This is a genomic window from Cupriavidus sp. JZ107, assembly GCF_053903255.1.
In genome coordinates, this window is the sequence record NZ_CP096480.1 from 2,128,678 (window position 1) to 2,149,523 (window position 20,846).

The 20,846-nt window shown below is 68.9% G+C and carries 17 protein-coding genes; 7 read left to right on the forward strand and 10 right to left on the reverse strand.

The features are described from left to right. Window positions 1-26: 26 nt before the first annotated feature. Window positions 27-863, forward strand: coding sequence for an FAS1-like dehydratase domain-containing protein (locus M1D55_RS09190; protein ID WP_456281335.1), 837 nt, complete (start codon window positions 27-29; stop codon window positions 861-863). A gap of 139 nt (window positions 864-1,002) precedes the next feature. On the opposite strand, the gene M1D55_RS09195 is transcribed toward M1D55_RS09190, so the two are convergent. The 6 genes from M1D55_RS09195 to M1D55_RS09220 all read right to left on the reverse strand — a co-directional run bounded on the left by M1D55_RS09195 (window position 1,003) and on the right by M1D55_RS09220 (window position 8,030). Continuing rightward, window positions 1,003-2,028 (reverse strand): Bug family tripartite tricarboxylate transporter substrate binding protein, encoded by a 1,026-nt coding sequence (locus M1D55_RS09195; protein WP_456280702.1) that lies wholly within the window; start codon window positions 2,026-2,028, stop codon window positions 1,003-1,005. A 255-nt stretch (window positions 2,029-2,283) separates the two neighbouring features. After that, a complete protein-coding gene (locus tag M1D55_RS09200) occupies window positions 2,284-3,396 on the reverse strand; it encodes a hypothetical protein (RefSeq protein WP_456280703.1) in 1,113 nt (370 codons plus the stop codon). A 264-nt stretch (window positions 3,397-3,660) separates the two neighbouring features. After that, window positions 3,661-4,833 carry a thiolase gene (locus tag M1D55_RS09205; RefSeq protein ID WP_456280704.1) on the reverse strand — a complete coding sequence of 391 codons (1,173 nt, stop codon included), beginning with the start codon at window positions 4,831-4,833 and terminating at the stop codon, window positions 3,661-3,663. Between the two features lie 4 nt (window positions 4,834-4,837). Continuing rightward, on the reverse strand, window positions 4,838-5,245 hold the full coding sequence (locus M1D55_RS09210; protein ID WP_456280705.1) for a Zn-ribbon domain-containing OB-fold protein: 408 nt from the start codon (window positions 5,243-5,245) through the stop codon (window positions 4,838-4,840). Between the two features lie 347 nt (window positions 5,246-5,592). After that, the gene (locus M1D55_RS09215) at window positions 5,593-7,143 is read right to left on the reverse strand and encodes an acetolactate synthase large subunit (protein ID WP_456281336.1); all 1,551 of its coding nucleotides are present in this window, start codon (window positions 7,141-7,143) and stop codon (window positions 5,593-5,595) included. A gap of 119 nt (window positions 7,144-7,262) precedes the next feature. Continuing rightward, window positions 7,263-8,030 carry a GntR family transcriptional regulator gene (locus tag M1D55_RS09220; protein WP_006579724.1) on the reverse strand — a complete coding sequence of 256 codons (768 nt, stop codon included), beginning with the start codon at window positions 8,028-8,030 and terminating at the stop codon, window positions 7,263-7,265. Window positions 8,031-8,417: 387 nt separating this feature from the next. Between M1D55_RS09220 and M1D55_RS09225 the strand changes: the two genes are divergently transcribed. Beyond that, on the forward strand, window positions 8,418-8,915 hold the full coding sequence (locus tag M1D55_RS09225) for an acyl-CoA thioesterase (RefSeq protein WP_006579723.1): 498 nt from the start codon (window positions 8,418-8,420) through the stop codon (window positions 8,913-8,915). Window positions 8,916-8,965: 50 nt separating this feature from the next. Here M1D55_RS09225 and M1D55_RS09230 read toward each other — a convergent pair whose 3' ends face one another. Further along, a complete protein-coding gene (locus tag M1D55_RS09230; protein ID WP_456280706.1) occupies window positions 8,966-10,483 on the reverse strand; it encodes an ATP-binding protein in 1,518 nt (505 codons plus the stop codon). Window positions 10,484-10,762: 279 nt separating this feature from the next. On the opposite strand from M1D55_RS09230, the gene M1D55_RS09235 reads away from it, so the two are divergent. The 3 genes from M1D55_RS09235 to M1D55_RS09245 all read left to right on the forward strand — a co-directional run bounded on the left by M1D55_RS09235 (window position 10,763) and on the right by M1D55_RS09245 (window position 13,857). Beyond that, window positions 10,763-11,671 (forward strand): DMT family transporter, encoded by a 909-nt coding sequence (locus M1D55_RS09235; protein ID WP_023263969.1) that lies wholly within the window; start codon window positions 10,763-10,765, stop codon window positions 11,669-11,671. Between the two features lie 217 nt (window positions 11,672-11,888). Then, a complete protein-coding gene (locus M1D55_RS09240; protein ID WP_006579425.1) occupies window positions 11,889-12,332 on the forward strand; it encodes an HU family DNA-binding protein in 444 nt (147 codons plus the stop codon). A 316-nt stretch (window positions 12,333-12,648) separates the two neighbouring features. Beyond that, window positions 12,649-13,857, forward strand: coding sequence for an MFS transporter (locus tag M1D55_RS09245; protein WP_456280707.1), 1,209 nt, complete (start codon window positions 12,649-12,651; stop codon window positions 13,855-13,857). Here M1D55_RS09245 and M1D55_RS09250 read toward each other — a convergent pair. Both M1D55_RS09250 and M1D55_RS09255 read right to left on the reverse strand, forming a co-directional pair. Continuing rightward, window positions 13,854-14,165: a hypothetical protein gene (locus M1D55_RS09250; protein WP_082928631.1), complete on the reverse strand. Its 312-nt coding sequence runs from the start codon at window positions 14,163-14,165 to the stop codon at window positions 13,854-13,856. The genes M1D55_RS09245 and M1D55_RS09250 overlap by 4 nt on opposite strands. A 269-nt stretch (window positions 14,166-14,434) precedes the next feature. Beyond that, window positions 14,435-15,247, reverse strand: coding sequence for a GntR family transcriptional regulator (locus M1D55_RS09255; RefSeq protein WP_456280708.1), 813 nt, complete (start codon window positions 15,245-15,247; stop codon window positions 14,435-14,437). A gap of 125 nt (window positions 15,248-15,372) precedes the next feature. Here M1D55_RS09255 and M1D55_RS09260 point away from each other — a divergent pair, with 125 nt between their 5' ends. Further along, the gene (locus M1D55_RS09260; protein WP_231906554.1) at window positions 15,373-16,215 is read left to right on the forward strand and encodes an enoyl-CoA hydratase/isomerase family protein; all 843 of its coding nucleotides are present in this window, start codon (window positions 15,373-15,375) and stop codon (window positions 16,213-16,215) included. A 38-nt stretch (window positions 16,216-16,253) separates the two neighbouring features. Beyond that, window positions 16,254-17,486 carry a CaiB/BaiF CoA transferase family protein gene (locus tag M1D55_RS09265; RefSeq protein WP_456280709.1) on the forward strand — a complete coding sequence of 411 codons (1,233 nt, stop codon included), beginning with the start codon at window positions 16,254-16,256 and terminating at the stop codon, window positions 17,484-17,486. A 217-nt stretch (window positions 17,487-17,703) separates the two neighbouring features. Here the strand turns inward: M1D55_RS09265 and M1D55_RS09270 are convergent, their stop codons facing one another. Further along, window positions 17,704-20,835, reverse strand: a complete 3,132-nt coding sequence (locus M1D55_RS09270) for an efflux RND transporter permease subunit (protein WP_064576843.1) — start codon at window positions 20,833-20,835, stop codon at window positions 17,704-17,706. Window positions 20,836-20,846 lie beyond the last annotated feature (11 nt).

The window sequence follows — 20,846 nt, forward strand, 5'->3', positions numbered from 1 at the left end:
CCGAAGGCGATACCAGCCTCGAAGCGCTGCGCCAGTGGATCGGCCGCAGCGAAAGCCGCACCGAAACGCTGGCGCTGCAGCCCGTGCTCGGACTCGCCGCCACGCTGGACCTGGACGGCGACGCGATCGCGCGCGGACCGCTGCCGCCGCTGTGGCACTGGCTCTATTTCCTGCCGCGCGCGCCGCAGCACAAGCTCGGCCGCGACGGTCACGCGGTGCTGGGCGGCTTCCTGCCGCCGGTGCCGCTGCCGCGGCGGATGTGGGCCGGCAGCGAACTGGACTTCCAGCGTCCGCTGCGCGTCGGCGACACCGTGACGCGTACCTCGACGATCGAGGAAGTCCAGCAGAAGACCGGCCGCAGCGGCGAGCTGTGGTTCGTGTCGGTCCGCCATGTACTGACCGTCGACGGCAAGACGGCGCTCAGCGAACGCCACGACATCGTCTATCGCGCGATGCCGGAGCCGGGCCAGGCCCAGCCGCCGCGCCCACGGCTGCCGCACCAGCCGCAATGGCAGCGCCAGCTGCATGCCGATCCGGTGATGCTGTTCCGCTTCTCGGCGCTGACCTTCAACGGCCACCGGATCCACTACGACCACGACTATGTGCGCGACGTCGAGGGTTATCCCGGCCTGGTCGTCCACGGCCCGCTGCAGGCGGTGCTGATGATGGACCTGCTGGCGCGGGAACTGCCGCGGGCGAACGTCAGGCGCTTCGGCTTCCGCGGCATGGCGCCGCTGTTCGACCACGACCTCGTCACGGTCGGCGGCCGCCGCGACGAACAGCAGCCCGGTCGTGTGCTGCTGTGGACCGGCGACGATGCGGGCGGGCAGGCGATGGAAGGATGGGCGGTGGTGGAGGAATAGGCGCGCTCCACCGCGCCTACCCTGTCGTCCCCGCGAAAGCGGGGACCCAGCGTCTTTCGCGACTTCGGGACTTCGGAAGACGCCGGGTTCCCGCCCGCGCGGGAACGACGCAACGGTTCCCCTGCACGTCAACGGGCGATCACTCCACCTCGATCTTCGCCGTCTTGACCACCCCGCTCCACAGCCGCAGCTCCCGCTCGATCCGCTCCGCCAGCGGCTTCGGCCCGGTGATGTTCAGGTCGTAGCCGCCCTGCGTCATCCGCTGGCGGAAGGCCGCATCGTCGCCGACGGTCTGCTGCGCCTTGACCAGCGTGTCGACCACCTCGGCCGGCAGCTTCGGCGGGCCGATCAGCGCGTACCAGCCGGTCACGGCATAGTCCTTCAGCCCCGACTCGACCATGGTCGGCACGTTCGGCAGCGCGGCGTTGCGCTCCTTTGACGTGACCGCCAGCGGCCGCACCTTGCCGCCCTGGATATGGCCGATCGCGGTGCCCGTGATATCGAACATGAAGGCGATCTTGCCGCTGATCACGTCGGTCATCGCCGGCGAATTGCCCTTGTACGGCACGTGCAGCATCTTGACGCCGCTCATCTGCGCCAGCAGTTCGGCCGACAGATGGTTGGACGCGCCGACGCCGGCCGAGCCGAACGCCACGCCTTGTGGGTGCTTGCGGGCGTACTCCACCAGCTCGCCGACGTTGCGGGCAGGGAAGTCCTTGTTGATCAGCAGCACGTTGGTGTAGTCGGTGATCAGCCCGATATGGCTGAAATCCCGGGTCGGATTGAAGTTGACCGCCTTCTGGATCAGCGGCGTCATCGTCATGGTCGGGCTGGCGACGAAGTACAGCGTGTAGCCGTCCGGCGGCGCCTTGGCCGTGATCTCGGCGGCGATCGCACCGCTGGCGCCGGCACGGTTGTCGACCACCACCGGCTGCTTCAGCACGCGTCCCAGGTAGTCCGCATAGATGCGCGCCGCGGTGTCGACCGGTCCGCCCGGCGTATAGCCGACGATCAGCTTGATCGGGCGCGACGGATAGGGCTCGGCCGCGGCGGCGCCTTCGCTGAGCGCCAGCGCGGCCACCGCCACCGCCGTCACTGGGACCAGCGCGCCCAGCACGGTCGCCAGCATGCCGGGCGGCCGCCATCGTGTTTGCTTCGTTGCCATGCGTCTCCTCCTGAGGTGAACGGTCTGGCTCGGCCCGCGCACTTTGTTGTTCGCGCACGTTCGGTCCGCATGGGCTGGGTCCGTTTACATATAGAGAGAAGCCCTGGCGCTTCCGCCGATGCCATCACCGCAGTGTGTGGGGGCGCCGGCCCGCTCGCCATTTGCATTTGGCTAAGGCCGCCTTCCGCACGGCCGTGGGTGCGCTGCGGCAAACCGCGCGCACCGGATGGCACGGCGCGCGCGACGGCTCGACGCTCAATAGCAGCGCACGCCGTCGTCGTCGCGGCATGCCGGCTCCGGAGCAAGCACCGGAAGCAGACGGCGCGGATTCTGCAGTTCCTGCCTGACCGCTTCGACGCCGTGGATGGCCGCATGGTATCCGTGCCGCCGCGTCCCTTCCCCGCCCACCCGCACGACGACCGCCGCGCGCCCGTCGCGTGGCATCGGATAGACCTTCAGCTGCGCCCTGCCCGCGAGTTCGCCGCGGCCACGCATCGGCAGCCGGAACAACCCGATCAGCAGCGCCAGCAACGCGCCTTGCCAGTCGCCCGCGGCGAGCCTGTCGCGTACACCTGGGCCACAGATCGGCACGGCCTCATGCATGCGCCGCGCGTCTCCCACACGTACCGGGCGGACACGGCAGCGCAGCAGCACGCGCCGCGGGTCGCCGTCGCGCCGGCGCCCGGTGCGGCGCCACGGCCGGATCCGGAAGGCCAGGCATGCGTCCATCTCGGTGCCGCGAGCCCCCGGGGAATCTGCCGTGCCGCTCTCGGCCGCGGATTCAGTGGCGCCGCGCGGATCCGATGGCCGTTGCCAGCGCGAGAACTTGTGCAGGCGGATCTCGCCGCCAGTGCCCGCGGAAATCGTCAGGCGGCGCTGCACCGGCGCGGTGCCCGCATTGACGGCGTGCTCGTCGCGGCAGACCAGCGCCTCGTCGGCGATCGCCGCCGCGCACTCGATCAGCGCGGCGCGCCTGGCGACATCGTCGTGCGGCACGCGGCCCTGCACGGCACCATGCGGATCGAACAGGGCGCTGAGGCAATCGCTCAGGCGGATCAGCACCTTGACGCCCATCTCCAGTTCGAGCGCGGCGCAGGCGGCGTCGGGATCGATCGACCGGTCGCAGGCGCGCAGTCGGAGGCGGTATTCGCGCCCGATATCGGCGAACACCGAGCGCAGGCGGCCGCCGGCATCCGCTGCCAGCGTGACATCGATGCTGCCTTCGCCGAGAAACAGCCTGGCCGCGGTGCGCGCCACCTGCGCGGCATCGCGCGGCCGCAGCGGCGGCTGGCAGGCGCGGGATCGCGGGTCACCGATATGCGGCGTCGCGGGAAGGAACGAGGGCATCGGGCAGGTGGGCAGCGTCATGGGGCGGGCAGGCTCGCAGGAGAAGAACACTCGCGGACGATCCCCTGGCCGGTGGACTACACCTGACCGGCCCGCGAATCGCCATCGCACTCTCTAGACGAGCGGCGCGGCGCCATCGTTGACCCGGATTGCCGACTTCGCGCGACTTCACCTCGGCTGGTTTCGCCAAATGAAAAAATGCGGGCGAACGCGTTAAGCGTTCGCCCGCATTGCTTTCGCTTGCTGCGGCATGCCGTCGCAGCACCGGTTCGAACGCCGAGCCGGCTATAGCGTCGCGGCCGTTCCCAGGATCGCGGTCGACTGGCTCGACAAGGTGCCGCCGTTGCCGTGCACCAGTGCAATCTCTGCACCGTCCACCTGCCGCTCGCCGCATTCGCCGCGCAACTGCCGCACCGCCTCGATCGTGATGAACATGCCGTACATGCCGGGATGCACGCACGACAGCCCGCCGCCGTTGGTATTGACCGGCAGCCTTCCACCGGGCGCGATGGCGCCGCCGCTGACGAAGGGCCCGCCCTCGCCCTTGGCGCAGAAGCCGAGGTCTTCGAGGAACAGCAGCGTGTTGATCGTGAAGGCGTCGTACAGCTCGAGCACGTCGACGTCCGCCGGTTTGACGCCCGCCATCGCGAAGGCTCGTTCACCCGATTCCTTCGCGGCGGTGACCGTCAGATCCGGCATGCTCGAGATCTGCCGATGCCAGGTTGCGGTGGCGTTGCCGAGCACATAGACCGGCGGCCTGGCCAGGTCCTTGGCGCGTTCGGCGCGCACCATCACATAGGCGCCGGCGCCGTCGGTGACCAGGCAGCAGTCGCGCACCGACAGCGGGTCCGACACCATGCGGGCGTTCAGCACGTCGTCGATGCTCAGGGGATCGCGCATCAGCGCATCGGGATTGAGTTGTGCCCATTTGCGCGCGGCCACCGCCACCTCGGCCAGGTGCTCGCGCGTGGTGCCGTACTGGTGCATGTGCCGCGCGGCCGCCAGGGCGTACGAGGTGATCGGCTGCATCGGCTTGTAGGGGTTCTCGTAAGGCTGCGGGTCCAGCACCGAGCGCACCTTGGCGATGCCGGCGCGGCCGACGGTCGAGGTGCGCTGGTTGCTGCCGTAGCAGACCAGCACCGCGTCGCAGATGCCGGCTTCGAGCGCCAGCATCGCGGGCAACATATGGGCGACGAAGCTGGAGCCGCCGATCATCGTGCTGTCGACAAACTTCGGATGGATGCCCAGGTATTCGGCGACCGGCATCACCCACATGGTGGCGCCGACGCTGGCGGTGGCGATGCCGTCGATCTCGCGCATCGACATGCCGGCATCCTTGACGGCGGCCTTGGCCGCCTCCACCAGGATTTCCATTTCGGTCTTGCCGTGGGCTTCGCCGAGTCCGGCCTGTCCCACGCCGACGATGGCGACGCCACCGCGCAACGATTGTGCTGGCATCGCGTCAGCCCTCCATCGGATCGAACACCACCATCGCCGGAACGCCGTCGCCGGCGGCCGGCGCGACGCGCGCCTTGACGCGCATGCCGATGCGCACCGCCTGCGGTGCCACACCCTCGACCCGGCTCATCATGCGCACGCCTTCATCGAGATCGACCAGCGCGACGTTGTAGTCGCCGCCCGCATCGGGCTTGCGGCGGATGACGCTGGTCGAATAGACGGTGCCGGTGCCCTTCGGATCGGTCCAGTCCAGCGCCTCGCCGCCGCAGTGCGGACACAGATTGCGCGGATAGAACACGTGGCGGTCGCAGTCGCGGCAGTGCTGGATGCGAAAGCGCCCTTCGTTCAGCAGGGCCGCGTAGACGCGGTCCGGCCCGGAATCGGCCTGCGCCGCGGTGGTCGGTGTTGTCATGCTGTCTCCTGGCTCGATGCCTTCCGCGGGCAGCTTGCCGCAGTCATCGGCGCTTCCGCAATTCGCTTGTCCGGAAGGGTGGATTATTCGGTCGCGAAGGGGGATACCCCTGCCCTCTCCCCCCCGGCCCTCTCCCGCAAGCGGGAGAGGGAGAACGCCCGTGGTTGTTCGTCATCACAGCGGTCTGTTGCGCTCCTCCGCTTTGCAAGCGAGGGAGAACGCCTTCGGTCTAGGAAAATTCCGCTGGATTGCTCCCCTCTCCCGCTTGCGGGAGAGGGGCTGGGGGAGAGGGGCTGGGGGAGAGGGGCTGGGGAGAGGGCCAGCGCACCAACCCCGCCCCCAAAAGCTCAAATCAGCAGCTCGATCAAGAACGGCCCCTTGCGCTTGTTCGCCATCGCGAACAGATCGGCAAAGCTCTCCATGTCTACCGCGCGCGCGCCCTCGACGCCCATGCCCGCGGCCAGCTTGACCCAGTCGAGATCGGGATTGCCGATGTCCAGCATGTCCAGCGCGGTCTTGCCCGGATTGGCGCCGACGCCGGCCAGTTCGCCCAGCAGGATCGCGTACTTGCGATTGGCCAGCACCACCACGGTGACGTCGAGCTGCTCGCGCGCCATCGTCCACAGCGACTGCACCGTGTACATGCCGGAGCCGTCGGCCTGCAGCGCGACCACGCGCCGGTCGGGTACCGCCACCGCGGCGCCCACCGCCAGTGGCAGGCCGGCGCCGATCGCGCCGCCGGTCAGCTGCAGCCAGTCGTGCGGGGCGGCATGCACGGTGCCGGGATAGAAGGCGCGGCCGAAGCTGACGCTTTCCTCCACCACGACCGCCTGCTCCGGCAGCAGCGCGCTCAGCGTCTGCGCGACCGCTTCCGACGTCACCGCACCCTTGGCGATGCCGGCGGGTGCGACAGCCGGGGTGGCGCCATCAGGCACCGGCACCGCTGGCGCGCCGAGCGCGTCGGCCAGGCGCGCCAGCGCATCGGCCAGGTCCTGCTCCGGACGGGCCAGCACATGGATCTGCGCGTCCTCGGGATAGGGGCGCGGCGACTTGCCGGGATAGGCGAAGAAGGTCACCGGTGGCGGCGCGCCGACCAGGATCACCTGGCGGATGCCGGCCAGCCTGGCGCGCGCGGCGTCGCCCGAGTAAGGCACGCGCTCGACGGCGAAGCGGCCGCGCCCGCGCGACACGCGCGCATTGGACATCGGCGTGATCAGCCGCGCGTCGGTGGCGGCGGCAATGCGGTGCGCATCGGCCAGCGGCGCCTCGCGCAGCGCCGTGCCGGCCAGCACCAGCAGCGTCGGCTGGCCCGAGCGCAGCCAGCGCGCGGCCTGCTCGATCGCGTCCGGGGACACCTTGGGCGCGCTCAGCGGCGGCAGCGGCGCGGCCACCTTGCCGCCTTCGTCCCAGCACACGTCGGACGGCAGGATCAGGCTGGCCACGCCGCCGGGGGCGGCGCAGGCGGCCTGCACCGCGGCCGCGGCATCGGCGCCGACCTGATCGGCGCGCTGCGCGGTGCGGGTCCAGACCGATACGGGACGCGCCCAGCCCTCGGTGTCGGCTGTCAGCGGCGCATCGAGCGGACGGTGATAGGTGGCCTGGTCGCCGATGATATTGACGATCGGCGTCTGCGCGCGGCGCGCGTTGTGCAGATTGGCCAGGCCGTTGGCGAGACCGGGTCCGCAATGCAGCAGCGTCGCCGCCGGCTTGTCGGCCATGCGGGCATAGCCGTCGGCGGCGCCCGTCACCACGCCCTCGAACAAACCCAGCACGCAGCGCATGCCGGGGATGCGGTCGAGCGCCGCAACGAAATGCATCTCGCTGGTACCCGGATTGGCGAAGCAGGTATCGACGCCGCAGGCGAGCAGGGTCTTGACCAGGCTCTCGGCGCCGTTCAGCGTCTGCCCGGCTTGCTGGGTGGGGTTGGTCTCCATATTGCGCGCTTCCTTGGTGTCAGGTCGGTCGAATTGAAATCGGTTGGGGGATCGGTGCGGATTCGGTGCGCCGGCTTTCGCCATCATCCGGCCAGGCCGCCGGGGTCGAGCAGGTCGAAGTCGAGGCAGACGTATTCGGTCGGAAATTCGATGCGCGCGTAATAGACGATCACGCCATCGGCGCACGCATGGCGGCGCAGTTCGGCCACCGGCGCGCCGACCGGCAGCGCCAGCGCCGCGGCCGATTCCGCGCCGGCCGCGATGATCGACAGCCGCTGCCGCGCGCTCGATACCCGCAGCCCCGGAAAGCGGTCCAGCACCGGCACCGACGCGCCCTGCCGGAACGCGCGCGGGTTGCGGGCGAACAGGCCTTCCTCGATATAGACCTCGCCGATCGCGAAGGGCCGGCCGTCGAGCCGGTGCAGCCGGCGCAGGAAATGGTAGGCGCACGCGCGCTCGGCCTCGCAGGGCAGGCCCAGCTCGTCCGGCAACGGCACGCTGCCCGCCGACTCGACCAGCGCCTCGGTGCCGAGCTGCTCGCCGACCTGGACCGCCTGGCCCCAGGTGACCGGCAGCGACACCGGCCGGCGGCGCTTGCAGCCGCCCTTGACGAAGGTGCCACGCCCGCGCGAGCGCGCGACCAGGCCTTCGTCGTCGAGCACCGACAGCGCGTGGTGCATCGTCATGCGCGCGACCCCGTATTGCCGGCACAGGTCCTCGAGCGACGGTATCCGTTCGCCGGGACGCCAGACCCCGCTCTCGATGCGGCGGCGAAAGATGGTCGCCAGCTGCAGATAGACCGGCTCGCGGCTGCGCGACAACAGTTCGGTCGAGGACAGGGAATCGGACATCGATGGGTGGCAGACGGTGGGCCGAAGCGCGGCGCAGGGCAGCGGACAGGCACGATGCAAACGCACGCGCGGCCGCGGGAAACGGACTCAGTGAGCGGACTCAGTGAGCGGACTCAGTGAGCGGACTCGATGAGCGGGCTCGGCGAACTGCCACTGTAATAAGGTCTAGTTACCTATACCACTAGGGTTTACCGCGGGTTGGTGCGGCATCACGCAGTCAGCGGCGGGACGGCAATGGCAAGTTCCGCTTACGTGCGCCGCTTCTCGTCTACCCGCAAAGGTTGGGTGACGTCCGTGCAGGGTCTGCGGCCAGAATGCGCCATGCCCCCTCTCCCCCGGGGGCAAGCGAGGCTGCCGCTCGCAGCCATTGATCCAGGAGCTTTTTCCATGTTGATGCGTGACGTGATTCCCCACATCCTGAACCGCGGTACCGGCCAGCTGGCGCAGGACCAGGTCGAAACCCCTCCCCGCAAGACGTTCCACCACACGATCGACATCTATCTGAAGGATTCCAACGCCTTCATGAACACCTACTTCGCGCGCTATTTCGAATGGCAGGGCATCTGCCGCGAGCGCTGGTTCCACGAATGCATCCACGGCAATCTGCTGGCCGCGGGCGGCGTCTTCGTGACCAAGCGCGCGCACCAGGAATATGTCGAGGAGACCTTTCCGTTCCAGCGTGTGGACTGCTACCTGAACACCTTCCAGGTCAAGCAGTGCTCGGCGTATCTGCTGTTCCGCTTCTGCGTCGACGAGCGGCCGGTGTCGCTGGGCTACCAGCAGATCGTGTTCGCCGACAAGGAGAAGCGGATCGCGCGATTCCCGAAGGAGATCGTCGAGCGGGTCAAGGAGTATGAGGTGAGCGCGCCGGTGCTGGCCAACTAGTAGCGGAGCAGGTCCGCCGCTCGGGCTGACCCCGCGGCACGGCCGTCGCGTCAGGCGGCCGTGCCGTGGCCGAGCGGCTGGATAGGCTGGATCGGCTGCATCGGCTCGATCCGCTCCAGCGTGTCGAGCGGGCCGATCGAGGCCGCCGCGTTCGCCGGCTCCGGCGGCTCGGCCGCCACGGCGACCGGCAGATGCAGCGTGAAGACGGTATGCCGGCCGGGCGCCGATGCGCAGTCGATGCGGCCGCCGAAGGCCTCCATCACGCGCCGGCAGAACGCCAGCCCCATGCCGGCACCGCTGCCGTGCGGCTTGGTCGAGAAGAACGGATCGAAGATGCGCGGCAGCACGTCCGCCGGAATGCCGGGACCGGTATCGCGCACGCGCAGCTGATAGAAGCCGCCCGATTCGCACGCCGAGATCTCGATGCGCCCGCCGTCGCGGGCCTCACGCTGGTGCGCGCGCATCGCCTGCAGCGCGTTCTTCAGCAGATTGAACAGCACGTAGACCAGCAGCGTGTCTGAACCGCGGAAGCGCCAGCCGGCCGGTATCGACTGCACGGAAACCCGCTCGCGTTCGCCGGGGCGGAACGGATAGCGCTCCAGCGCGGACTCGACGCAATGAGCAACGCCGTGCGGCACGAAGCTGCCGCGGTCCAGCCGCTCCAGCGTGATCGACGCCAGCGCCATCTCGATCACCGCCTGCGTGCCATCGACCTCGCTCCGGATCGCGCGAAGCAGCGTCGGCAGCCGCTCGAGCTGGCCGGGGCGCAGGCTGTCCTCGATCAGGCCGTGCTCGACGGCGCGGCGGTAGCCATCCAGCACGGTCGGCCAGGCGACCGCCAGCTCCTGCGTCTGCATGCGGATGGTCGCCAGCGGCGTGCGCACCTCGTGGGCCACGGTGGCGGCCAGCGAGTACGGATGCATCAGGTCGTAGCGCACGATCGACAGCGCGATGATGCCCAGGCTCACGGCGATGAAGACCACGCCCGGCGGATAGATGTCGTGGCCGTAGTTGACCGCATAGTCGATCGCCGCCAGCGAATACAGGCCCAGGCTCCACAGGCACAGCGTCAGCCGCTGGCGCTTCTCGCCCACCGCGTCGCGGCGCGCATCGAGCAGCAGCCAGCCGCTGCGCAGCGCCAGCAGCACGGTCTGGGCGACATGGATCGGATGCAGGATCCCGGCGCGCGGGTAGTTGCCGAAGCTGTAGATGTAGTAGTCGGAGACCAGCCGATCGGATACCAGCAACACCACCGCCAGCAGCAGCGACATGCCGTAGGACACCAGCAGCCACGGCCGCTCGCCGCGGCGCTCGGTCACTTCGGTGATGAAGTGATAGAAGGTGGTCGGCAGGAAGACGATGAACAGATAGCCGACCTTGGCCAGCAGCAGCGCCACGTCGGGATGCGTGGTCTGGAACAGGAAGGCCCAGGTGCCCTGCCACGCGAACGTGGTCGCGCACATCAGGAAGAAGGTCGTGGTCAGGCGCGTGACGCCCCTCGTCACCAGCACGTAGAGGCCGTAACCGAGAAAGATCGACGAGACGAAGGCGGGCAGGATGGCGTACATGGCGTGACCGTTTGAGCTGCCAGACCGGCGGAAAGCGGACATGGTATGCCCTAACGCTCCGCCGCCGTACTGATTTCGGTTGCACTCTGCGGTAACCGAGGTTGAATACGCCATCCCCGATCGGGGGTAGCACGCCGGTAGGGTTGCGAGCTTGCAATCCCCCTGAAAATGCGGGGCCTGGCGCGTCCGAAGCCACTGTTGGCGGCATAATGCGCGCTCCAGTGTCCACGCCACCGCGCCGCCGGCACCGACGCCTGCGCGTTCGCGCCCTCCTTTCGTATGCCCACCTCCCCGATCGCCGGCTCGCGCGCCGGCTGGCTGACCCTCTTCCTGCTGGCCTTCCCGCCGTTGAGCTGGGCCGGCAACGCCATCGTCGGCCATCTGGCGGCCGGTGCCGTGCCGCCGATCACGCTGAACTTTCTGCGCTGGCTGCTGGCCGGGCTGCTGCTGACGCCGCTGGCGTGGAGCGGCGTGCGCGAGCACGCGGCGGCGCTGCGGCGCCACGCGGGGCTGATCCTTGCGCTCGGCGTGCTGTCGATCGCCAGCTATAACGCGCTGCAATATCTGGCGCTGACGACGTCGACGCCGATCAACGTGACGCTGATCGGCGCGTCGATGCCGCTGTTCCTGCTGGCAGTCGGCGTGACGTTCTTCCGCGAGCCGGCCACGCGCAGCCATATCACGGGCGCGCTGCTGTGCCTGGTCGGCGTGACGTTCGTGCTGGTGCGCGGCGAGCTGGGCCGGCTCGCGCAACTCGACTTCGTGCCCGGCGACCTGTTCATGCTGGCGGCGACGCTCGCCTGGAGCGGCTATACGTGGCTGCTGCGCAAGCAGCGGCCGGCGCTGCCGCTGATCGTGCTGCTGTACGCGCAGATCGTCGCCGGCGTGGTGGTCAGCGTGCCCTTCGTCGCCTGGGAGCTGGGCATCGCCGGCCAGACCATCGTCTGGAGCCCCAGCACCTTCGGCATCCTGGCCTACGTCGCCACGGTGCCGTCCCTGCTCGCGTATTTCGCCTGGGATCGCGCCGTCGCGCGCGCCGGCGCGCAGCTGCCGGTGTTCTTCGTCACGCTGACGCCGGCCTTCGCCGCGATCCTGTCCACGCTGCTGCTCGGCGAGTGGCCGAACTGGTATCACGGGGTCGGACTGGCCGCGATCGTGGCCGGGATCTGGGTCGCGCAACGCCGCTGATCGGGGCACCGGATCGGAGCGCGCATGGCATCGCGACGGCGACGGCCGCGAGGATGGTGGCATCCGCGCGACACATTGCACGGCCCAACCGCCAAATCACGCCGAAAACCCCTTGAAAATAGGCACCGTTCGCGCGTTTTGCTATTCTGTGCGCGGCGCTGCCCGGCGGCATCCGACGGTACTGCGCTCCAACATTGAACCTGTTCACGACATCGATATGGCCACCAAAGCTAAACCGACCGCGAAGACTGCAGCAACCAAGACCGCCGCCAAGGCGCCCGCCAAGAAGGCCGCCGCTCCGGTGAAGGCCGCCAAGAAGGCTGCGCCGGCCGCAGCGCCGACGCCCAAGCCGCTGAAGGACACCTTCAACAAGTCCAGCCTGGTGTCGCACCTGGTCGCGCAGACCGAGCTCGATCCGAAGACGGTCAAGACCGTGCTGGCGCAGCTGGAAAGCACCATGATCGGCGCGCTGAACAAGAAGGGCGCGGGCGAATTCACGCTGCCCGGCCTGCTGAAGGTCACCGCCGTGCAAGTGCCCGCCACCAAGAAGCGTTTCGGCAAGAACCCGTTCACCGGCCAGGAGCAGTGGTTCGCTGCCAAGCCGGCCTCGGTCAAGGTCAAGGTCCGCGCGCTGAAGAAGCTGAAGGACGCGGCGCTGTAATCGGCCCGCATCCCCGGCCTGCCTCGGCGCGATACGCGCCGGCACGCAAACCCTCGCCTCGTTGAGGCGAGGGTTTTTTATTGTGCGCGCCGGGAACGCGGTTAGAATCGCCCCCGCTGCGTTCCCGACGTCGTTTTCGACAACGATGTTCCGGGCGGCGCGGCCGTAAGCGTTTACGTGAATCAACGCATCACCAGCGGCACCCGCGTGCCGACTGGCGGTGTGCGTTGGCCGCTTGCGTCATCCCTCGCGTCTGCGTCGTTTCCCGTCCGTCGACCGTTCCGGTGCCGCCCTCTCTGTGAAGGAGTGGCGGTCGATGTCGAACGTCCTGCAAGATTCTTCGCTGCGCCGGCTGGTCTGGATGACCGTCGCGCTGTTTCTGACCTACCTCGCTGTCGCCATGGCGATGCCCGCCGTGGCGCTCCATGTCGTGCAGGCCCTGGGCATGGGCAATGTCGGCTCCGGCCTGGCCGTCGGCATTGCCTTCCTGTCCACGATCCTGAGCCGCGGCTGGGCCGGACGGCTGGCCGACGAACGCGGCGGCAAGGCCGCGATGTTCCGCGGTCTCTTCCTGTACGCGCTCGCGGCGCTGTTGTGCTGGTGGTCGTCGTTGCCATCGCTCGGCCACGGCACGGCCGCCTATGCGGTGCTGCTCGCGGGCCGGCTGCTGCTCGGGCTTGGTGAAAGCGCGGCGCTGGTCGGCATGCTCGCCTGGGGCATGGCGACGATGGGACCGGCGCGCTCGGGCCTGGTGATGGCGCTGGTCGGCACCGGCATGTACGGCGCGTTCGCCGCGGGCGGGCCGGTGGGGCTGTGGCTGCTGGAGCGCTGCGGCTTTGCCGGGCTGATGCTGGTCTGCGCCGCCATGCCGGTGCTCGGCGCGCTGATGCTGTGGCGAACGGTACCGGCTGCACCGCCGAAGACGGGACCGCGCTCGCCGTTCGTGCAGGTGCTGGGACGCATCTGGCAACCAGGCGTCGTGGTCGGCCTGCAGGGCATCGGCTTCGCCGCGCTGGGCGCCTTCTTCCCGCTGTATTTCCTGGCCAATGGCTGGCATGGCGCCGGCTACGGCCTGACCTGTTTCGGCCTGGGCTTTGTCGCGATTCGCCTGCTGTGCGGCACCTTGCCGGACCGGTTCGGCGGAGTGCCGGTGGCGCTGGTCTCGCTGCTGGTCGAAGCCGCGGGACAGGCGATGCTGTGGCTCGCACCCGGGCCCGGCGTGGCGATGATCGGCGCGTTGCTGACCGGCATCGGCTGCTCGATGGTGTTCCCGTCGATGGGGCTGGAGGCGGTCAGACGCGTGCCCGCGCATCTGCGCGGTACCGCGATCGGCGGCTTCGCGGCGTTCCAGGACCTCGCTTACGGCGCGACCGGTCCGTTGGCGGGCTGCGTCGCCGACCAGTTCGGCCACGCGCAGGTCTTCATGGTCGGAACGCTTGCCGCCGCGCTGGCGGTGCTGATGACCTTGCGGCTGCGCGGCCGTTCATGCGCGCACCCGCAGGCCGATTCGTCTGCCGCCCCTTAGCGGGTCCAATACCCGGGGCGCCGCACGACATGCCCGTGCGAGTCCCGGACCCAGCGCTCGGGCACATAGCGGTGTCCCGGGCGCGATACGTAATGGCCATGGCCGTGGTGCGGACGCGCATGGTAGCGATGGTAGTCGTGGCGATGGTGGCGGTGCCGCACATGCGGCGGAGCCGGACGATAGTGCTCGTGCCGATGGTAGCCATGCCGATGATCGTGGCGGTCCGAATGCGCCTGGGCGGGCGAGACAAGACCGAACATCGCGCCGGCGGCCAGCGTTCCGAGTGCGATCAGCAATTGGCGAGTCATGTTTTTCTCCTGATGCGCTGCCCGGCTTGGCGGCGCGTTGAACATGGCTCGACTGTAGCGATCTGGAACGGTCCTGGACGGATGCAGTTGTAAGCCAGTCTCACAAGCGGGCAGACCTTGGAGACTGCCGTGGATACCGTGGCGGCGAACGGCCACGCCATTGCCGGCCGAAGATAGCGGCCGTTGTACCTGTCTTGCCCGCATGCGGCCGGTGATGAGGCCGCGCTCGCCGCGTAATGCGGCGTTACAGCCGAAATAACTGTTTGCGACTATCGCGCCGCGGCGGCCTCGCGCTCGCGCGCCGCGCGCATCGCCACTGCCTTCTTCTGCAGCGCGTGTTCGCGCATCAGCGTCTCGACCGTGGCGCCATCGCGCGCCAGCAGCGCGGTGACGAAGCGCTGGTGGTCGTCCACGCCGTGGGCCCATTCGTCCTGGTCCTGGTTCGAGCGGAAGCGCAGGTTCTGCACGCGCAGATTGAGCCGGCGATGCGTGTCCGCCAGGGTGGGGTTATGGGCGGCGGCGCTGATCGCCAGATGGGTGCCCATGCTGGCCTCGTAGTAGGCGTGCAGATCGCGGGCGGCGTAGGCGTCCAGCATCGCGCGATGCAGCCGGGCAATCTGCGCCAGCTCCTCGTCGCTGGCCTTCTCGGCGGCCAGCCTTCCGGTCAGTCCTTCCAGCACGGCGAGCACGTCGAACACATCGGCGACATCGCGCTCGGACATCGCGATCACCTGCGCGCCGCGCTTGGGCAGCAGCATCACGAGCCCGTCGGCGGCAAGGATCCGGTAGGCCTCGCGCAGCGGCGTGCGTGAGACGCGCAGCCGCTCGCACAGATCGCGCTCGTTGAGCCAGACGCCGGGTACCAGCGTGCCGTCGATGATCAAGTGCCGCAGGCGCTCGGCGACCACCGCGGCCAGCGTCGGATGCGCGATCGCCAGCGGGTCGTCGCCGTCCGCGGACAGCGGCGCGGCAACGGTCGCGGGACCGGTGCGCCGGCCGCGCTCGCCGCCGGCGCGCGCTTGCGGCAGGTCCGGCGCCAGCGTTGCGGGAGCGTCTTCCCGTTCGTTTACCGGGTAAACCATGGGCGATGCATCCTTTGTGAAGGCGTTGATTTGGGATATGGTATACCAAATCAACGGTGCGGCAAGACGTCGTATTGCCGGGCCGTCAGCCGAGCCGTCAGCCAACCCCTCCAGGAGCGCCTTCGATGACCGTGATGCCCGCTTCCGCTTCTCCCGACCCCCGATCCGACTCGCGGCAGGACAGCACCGACGACAGTCCCGTGCTGACGATTCGCGATGGCGCCATCGCGACCGTCGTGCTCAATCGCCCGGCCAAGCTCAACGCGATGACGCTGTCGATGTGGCAGCAGCTGGGTGAGGCCTTCCGCGCGCTGTCCGCCGACGACGGCGTGCGCTGCGTGATCGTGCGCGGCGCCGGCGAGCGGGCCTTTTCGCCGGGCAACGATATCGGCGAGTTCGCCCAGGCGCGCTCGAACAAGGCGCAGGCCACCGCCTACGGCAAGGTGATGCATGCCACCGCGCAGGCGCTGCAGGACTGCCGGCATCCGGTGGTCGCGCAGATCCACGGCATCTGCGTCGGCGGCGGACTGGAGATCGCGGCGATGGCCGACATCCGCATCTGCGGCCAGGGCAGCCGCTTCGGCGCGCCGATCAAGAACCTCGGGCTGGTGATGGCCCATGCCGAGATGGCGCCGCTGATCCGGCTGATCGGCGAGTCGCGCACGCTCGAGCTGCTGTTCGAAGGCAGGATCGTCGGCGCCGACGAGGCCCATGGCATGGGGCTGGTATCGCGCGTGGTGCCCGACGACCAGGTCGCCGCCGAGGCGGCCGCGACCGCGCAGCGCATTGCCAGCGGCGCGCCGCTGGTCGCACGCTGGCACAAGAAGTTCGCGCGCCAGCTGGCGGCCGGCACACCGCTGGGCGAGCGCGAGCGCGACGAGGCGTTCGACTGCTTCGATACCGAGGACTTCCGCACCGGCTATCGCGCCTTCCTCGCCAAGCAGACGCCCGAGTTCCACGGCCGCTGAGCGGCAACCATATCGAAAGGACAGCGATGGCATCCCCCATGCAATCCGAACGCACTGCGCAGGCCGGCGCCCTCTCCGGCATGCGCGTGCTCGAGCTGGCCCAGATCATGGCCGGCCCGACCTGCGGCATGATGCTGGCCGACCTCGGCGCGGACGTGATCAAGATCGAGAAGACCGACGGCGGCGACGATGCGCGCGGCTATCGCGATCCACGCATCAACGGCGTGTCGGCGCCCTTCCTGATGCTGAACCGCAACAAGCGCGCGATCGCGCTCGACCTGAAGACGCCCGAGGGCAAGGAGGTGCTGCTGCGGATGGTGCGCGACGCCGACGTGCTGATCGAGAACTTCCGCAAGGGCACGCTCGAAAAACTCGGGCTCGGCTACGACGTGCTGTCGGAGATCAATCCCGGCCTGATCTATTGCGCGATCTCGGGCTATGGCCGCACCGGCCCGGCCGCCGACAAGGGCGGCTTCGATCTGATCGCGCAGGGCTATACCGGGCTGATGAGCATCACCGGCGAGGAAGGCGGCCCGCCGCTGCGCACCGGCAACTCGATCGCCGATATCAACGCCGGCATCCTGGCGGCGGTGGGCATCCTGGCCGCCTATCAGCACAAGCAGAAGACCGGACGCGGCCAGATCGTCGAGACCTCGCTGATCGAGGCCGGGCTGCAGCAGCTGTACTGGCATGCGGCGATCCATTTCGCCACCGGGGAGTCGCCGGGCCCGAGCGGCTCGGCGCATGTGCTGGCGACACCGTACCAGGCCTTTCCGACGCAGGACGGCCACATCATCGTCGGGGGCGCCAACGAGAAGAACTGGGAACGGATCGCGCAGGTGCTGGGCAGGCCCGAGTGGCTGAGCGATCCGCGTTATCGGCTGAACTCCGACCGCATGCGCCACCGCGACACCTTGCTGCCCGCGATGGCCGAGATCCTGCGCACGAAGCCGTCGGCCGACTGGCTGGCGGCATTCGATGCCGCGGGCGTGCCGGCCGGGCCGGTGCATTCGATCGGCGAGGCGCTGTCGCACCCGCAGACGCTGGCGCGCGAGATGGTGGTCGAGCAGCAGCATCCCGAGGCCGGGCCCGTAAAGAGCATCGGGCTGCCGATCAAGCTGTCGGAGACGCCGGCGCGGTACGTGCGGCCTTCGCCGCGGCTGGGGGAGGATACACGGGCGTTGCTGGCGGAATGCGGGTATGGCGAAAGGCAGATCGCGGAGATGCTGCGGGCCGGCGTAGTGAGGGACGTTGCGGGGGCCGACGGATAACGGGCGTTGTTTGCCCTCTCCCCCGCCCCTCCCCCGAGCGGGAGAGCGGAGCAGACCGCAGGGATTCGACACGCTCGAGTTCTCCCTCTTCCCCGCCCCGCTCCCGCAAGCGGTAGAGGGGAACAGACCGCGGGCGTTCGACATGCTCAAGGGGTTCTCCCTCTCCCCCTCACGGGGGAGAGGGTTGGGGAGAGGGAGGTGGTGTTACAACGACCGTTCAAACCACCGCCGCGTCATCCCGCCGAACCTCCACGGCTTCCCCCTCCTCCTCCGCCGCCTCATCCGGCCAACTGCGGCCAACCATCCATTCGTACAGCGTCGGCAGCACGATCAGCGTCAGCACGGTCGCGGTAATCAGCCCGCCGATGATCACGATCGCCAGCGGCCGCTGCGTCTCCGAGCCGATCGCCCGCGAGACCGCCATCGGGAACAGCCCCAGCATCGCCAGCAGCGCGGTCATCAGCACGGTCCTCAGGCGGTCCATCGACCCGGCCAGCACCGCCTGGCGCAGCGGCAGCCCCTGCTCGCGCAGCTGGTTGAAGTAGGTCACCATCACCACGCCATTGAGCACCGCCTGGCCGAACAGCGCGATAAAGCCGATCGCCGCCGACACCGACAGCGGAATGCCGGTCAGGAACAGCGCGAACACGCCGCCGACCAGCGCGAAGGGGATGTTCGACAGGATCAGCGTCGCGCTCTTGAACGACTTGAATGCCTGGAACAGCAGCAGGAAGATCAGCAGCACCGACAGCGGCACGACGATCGACAGCCGTGCCATCGCGCGCTGCTGGTTCTCGAACTCGCCGGACCAGCCGATCTTGACGTCGTCGGCGCGCACGTTCTTCGCCACCAGCGCCTGCATGTCCTTGACCACGCTGCCCATGTCGCGGTCATGGATGAACACGCCGATCGATGTGGTGCGCTGCCCGTTCTCGCGGCTGATGTTCATCGCACCGGACGCCGCATGGAAATGCACCAGCTGCGACAGCGGCACCTGCGCCCCCTCGGCGGTCTGCATCAGGATGTTCGGCAGGTTCGGCAGCGCGCGTTCGCCGGGCGCCAGCCGTACCACCACGCTGAAGTGCTTCTCGCCCTCCCACAGCTCGGTGGCCGCCTTGCCGGCCAGCGCGGTCTCCATCAGGTCCTGCACGTCGGCCACATTGATGCCGTAGCGCGCCGCCTGGGCCCGGTCGAAGTCGAGCAGATACTGCGGCAGCTCGCCGTCGCGGTCGATGAAGGCGCGCATCACGCCCGGGACGGTCTGCACGTTGGCCAGGATCTGGTCGGCGACGCGCTTGTTCTGTTCGAGGCTGTCGCTCTGCACCTTGATGACGATCTGGCCCTTGATCTGCGAGATGCTCTCGAGGATGTTGTCGCGCACCGGCTGCGAGAAGTTCGGCTCGATGCCGGGCAGCTTGCGCAGGTTCGCGTTGATCTCGCCGATGATGCGCCGCTTGTCGAAGCCGCGCCGCCACTGCGCTTCGGGCTTCAGGTCGACCAGGATCTCGACCGTATTGATCAGCTTCGGATCGGTGCCGTCGTCCGGCCGGCCGACCTTCGAGATGGTCGACTTGACCTCGGGCGTCTGCCGGATCGTCCGGCGCAGCCGCGCCGCCTGCTCGCGCGCCTCGTCGGTCGATACCGAGGCCGGCAGGTCGAAGCTGACCCACATCGCGCCCTCGTCGAGCTCGGGCAGGAACTCGCTGCCGAGCAGCTTGCCGACGCCGGCGGTGACGACCAGCAGCGCCACCGCGCTGGCCACCACCGCCCGCTTGTGGTCCAGCGCCCATGCCAGCATCGGCGCATAGGCGCGCTTGCACAGCCGCACCACCGCGTTGTCGTGGTGCGCGATGTCCTTCTTCAGCAGCAGGTAGCACAGCAGCGGCACCAGCGTCAGCGACACGATCAGCGAGCCGACCAGCGCGCCCGTCACCGTGTACGCCATCGGCGCGAAGATCTTTCCTTCGTGGCGCTGCAGCGTGAAGATCGGCAGGTGCGCGGCGATGATGATCACCATCGAGAACACCGTGGGCCGGCCCACCTCGGTGACGGCGCGCGCGATCGCCTGCAGCCGCGCGCGGCTGTCGCGGATCTTCTGCTCCTTCAGCTCGCCGAGGCGCTTGAAGATGTTCTCGACCACGATCACCGCGCCGTCGACGATGATGCCGAAGTCCATCGCCCCCAGCGACAGCAGGTTGGCCGGAATGCCGACCCAGGTCAGGCCGAGGAACGTCGACAGCAGCGCCAGCGGAATCACCAGCGCAACGATCGCCGCGGCACGGACGTTGGCCAGGAACAGGTACAGCACCGCCATCACCAGCAGCGCGCCCTCGACCAGGTTGCCGAACACCGTGTGCAGCGTCTTGTCGATCAGGTCGGCACGGTCGTAGTACGGCACGATCTCGACGCCGCGCGGCAGGATCTGCTCGTTGAGCTGCGCGATCTTCGCCTTCAGCGCCGTCAGCACCTCGGAGGGATTCTCGCCCTTGCGCATCACCACGATGCCGGAGACGATGTCCTCTTCGTCGTCCTGCGCCATCAGGCCCTGCCGCGGCGCGGCGCCGACGCGCACCTCGGCGATGTCCTTGACGAGGATCGGCGTGCCGTTGACCTCGGACACGACCACGTTGGCGATATCGGCCGAGCTGCGGAAGCTCCCCAGCGAGCGCAGCAGGAACTGCTGCCGCCCTTGCGCGACCGCGCCGCCGCCGGCGTTCGAGTTGCCGCGCTGCAGCGCCTCGAACAGCTGCGCCAGCGAGACATGCGCGTCGCGCATGCGCGCCAGGTTCGGGTTGACCTCGTACTGCTTGATGGTGCCGCCGATCGTCACCAGGTCCGCGACGCCGGGCACCTGGCGCAGGTTCTTCTCGACCACCCAGTCCTGCAGCGTGCGCAGCTCCTGCGGCGTATGGCCCTTGCCCTTCAGGCGGAAGCGGTAGATCTCGCCGATCGCGGTCGACAGCGGGGCCAGGTCGGGCTGCACGCCGTCGGGCAGATCGACGCCGCGCAGGCGCTCGATCACCTGCTGGCGCGCGGTGACATCGGTGGCCTTGTCGTTGAAGGTCACCATCAGATAGGACAGGCCGAACTGCGTGTGCGAGAACACCCGCACCGAATTGGGCGTGCCGGCCAGCGCGGTCTCGATCGGGATCGTGACCTGGCGCTCGACCTCTTCGGCCGCGCGGCCCGGATACAGCGTGATCACGTTGACCTGCACGTCCGAGACATCGGGAAAGGCCTCGATCGGCAGGTTCTTGAAGGCCGCCAGGCCGCCGGCGACGAACAGCGCCAGCCCCATCCAGACGAACAGCTTCTGGTGCAGCGCGAAATGGACGATGCGGGAGATCATGACGCGGCCGG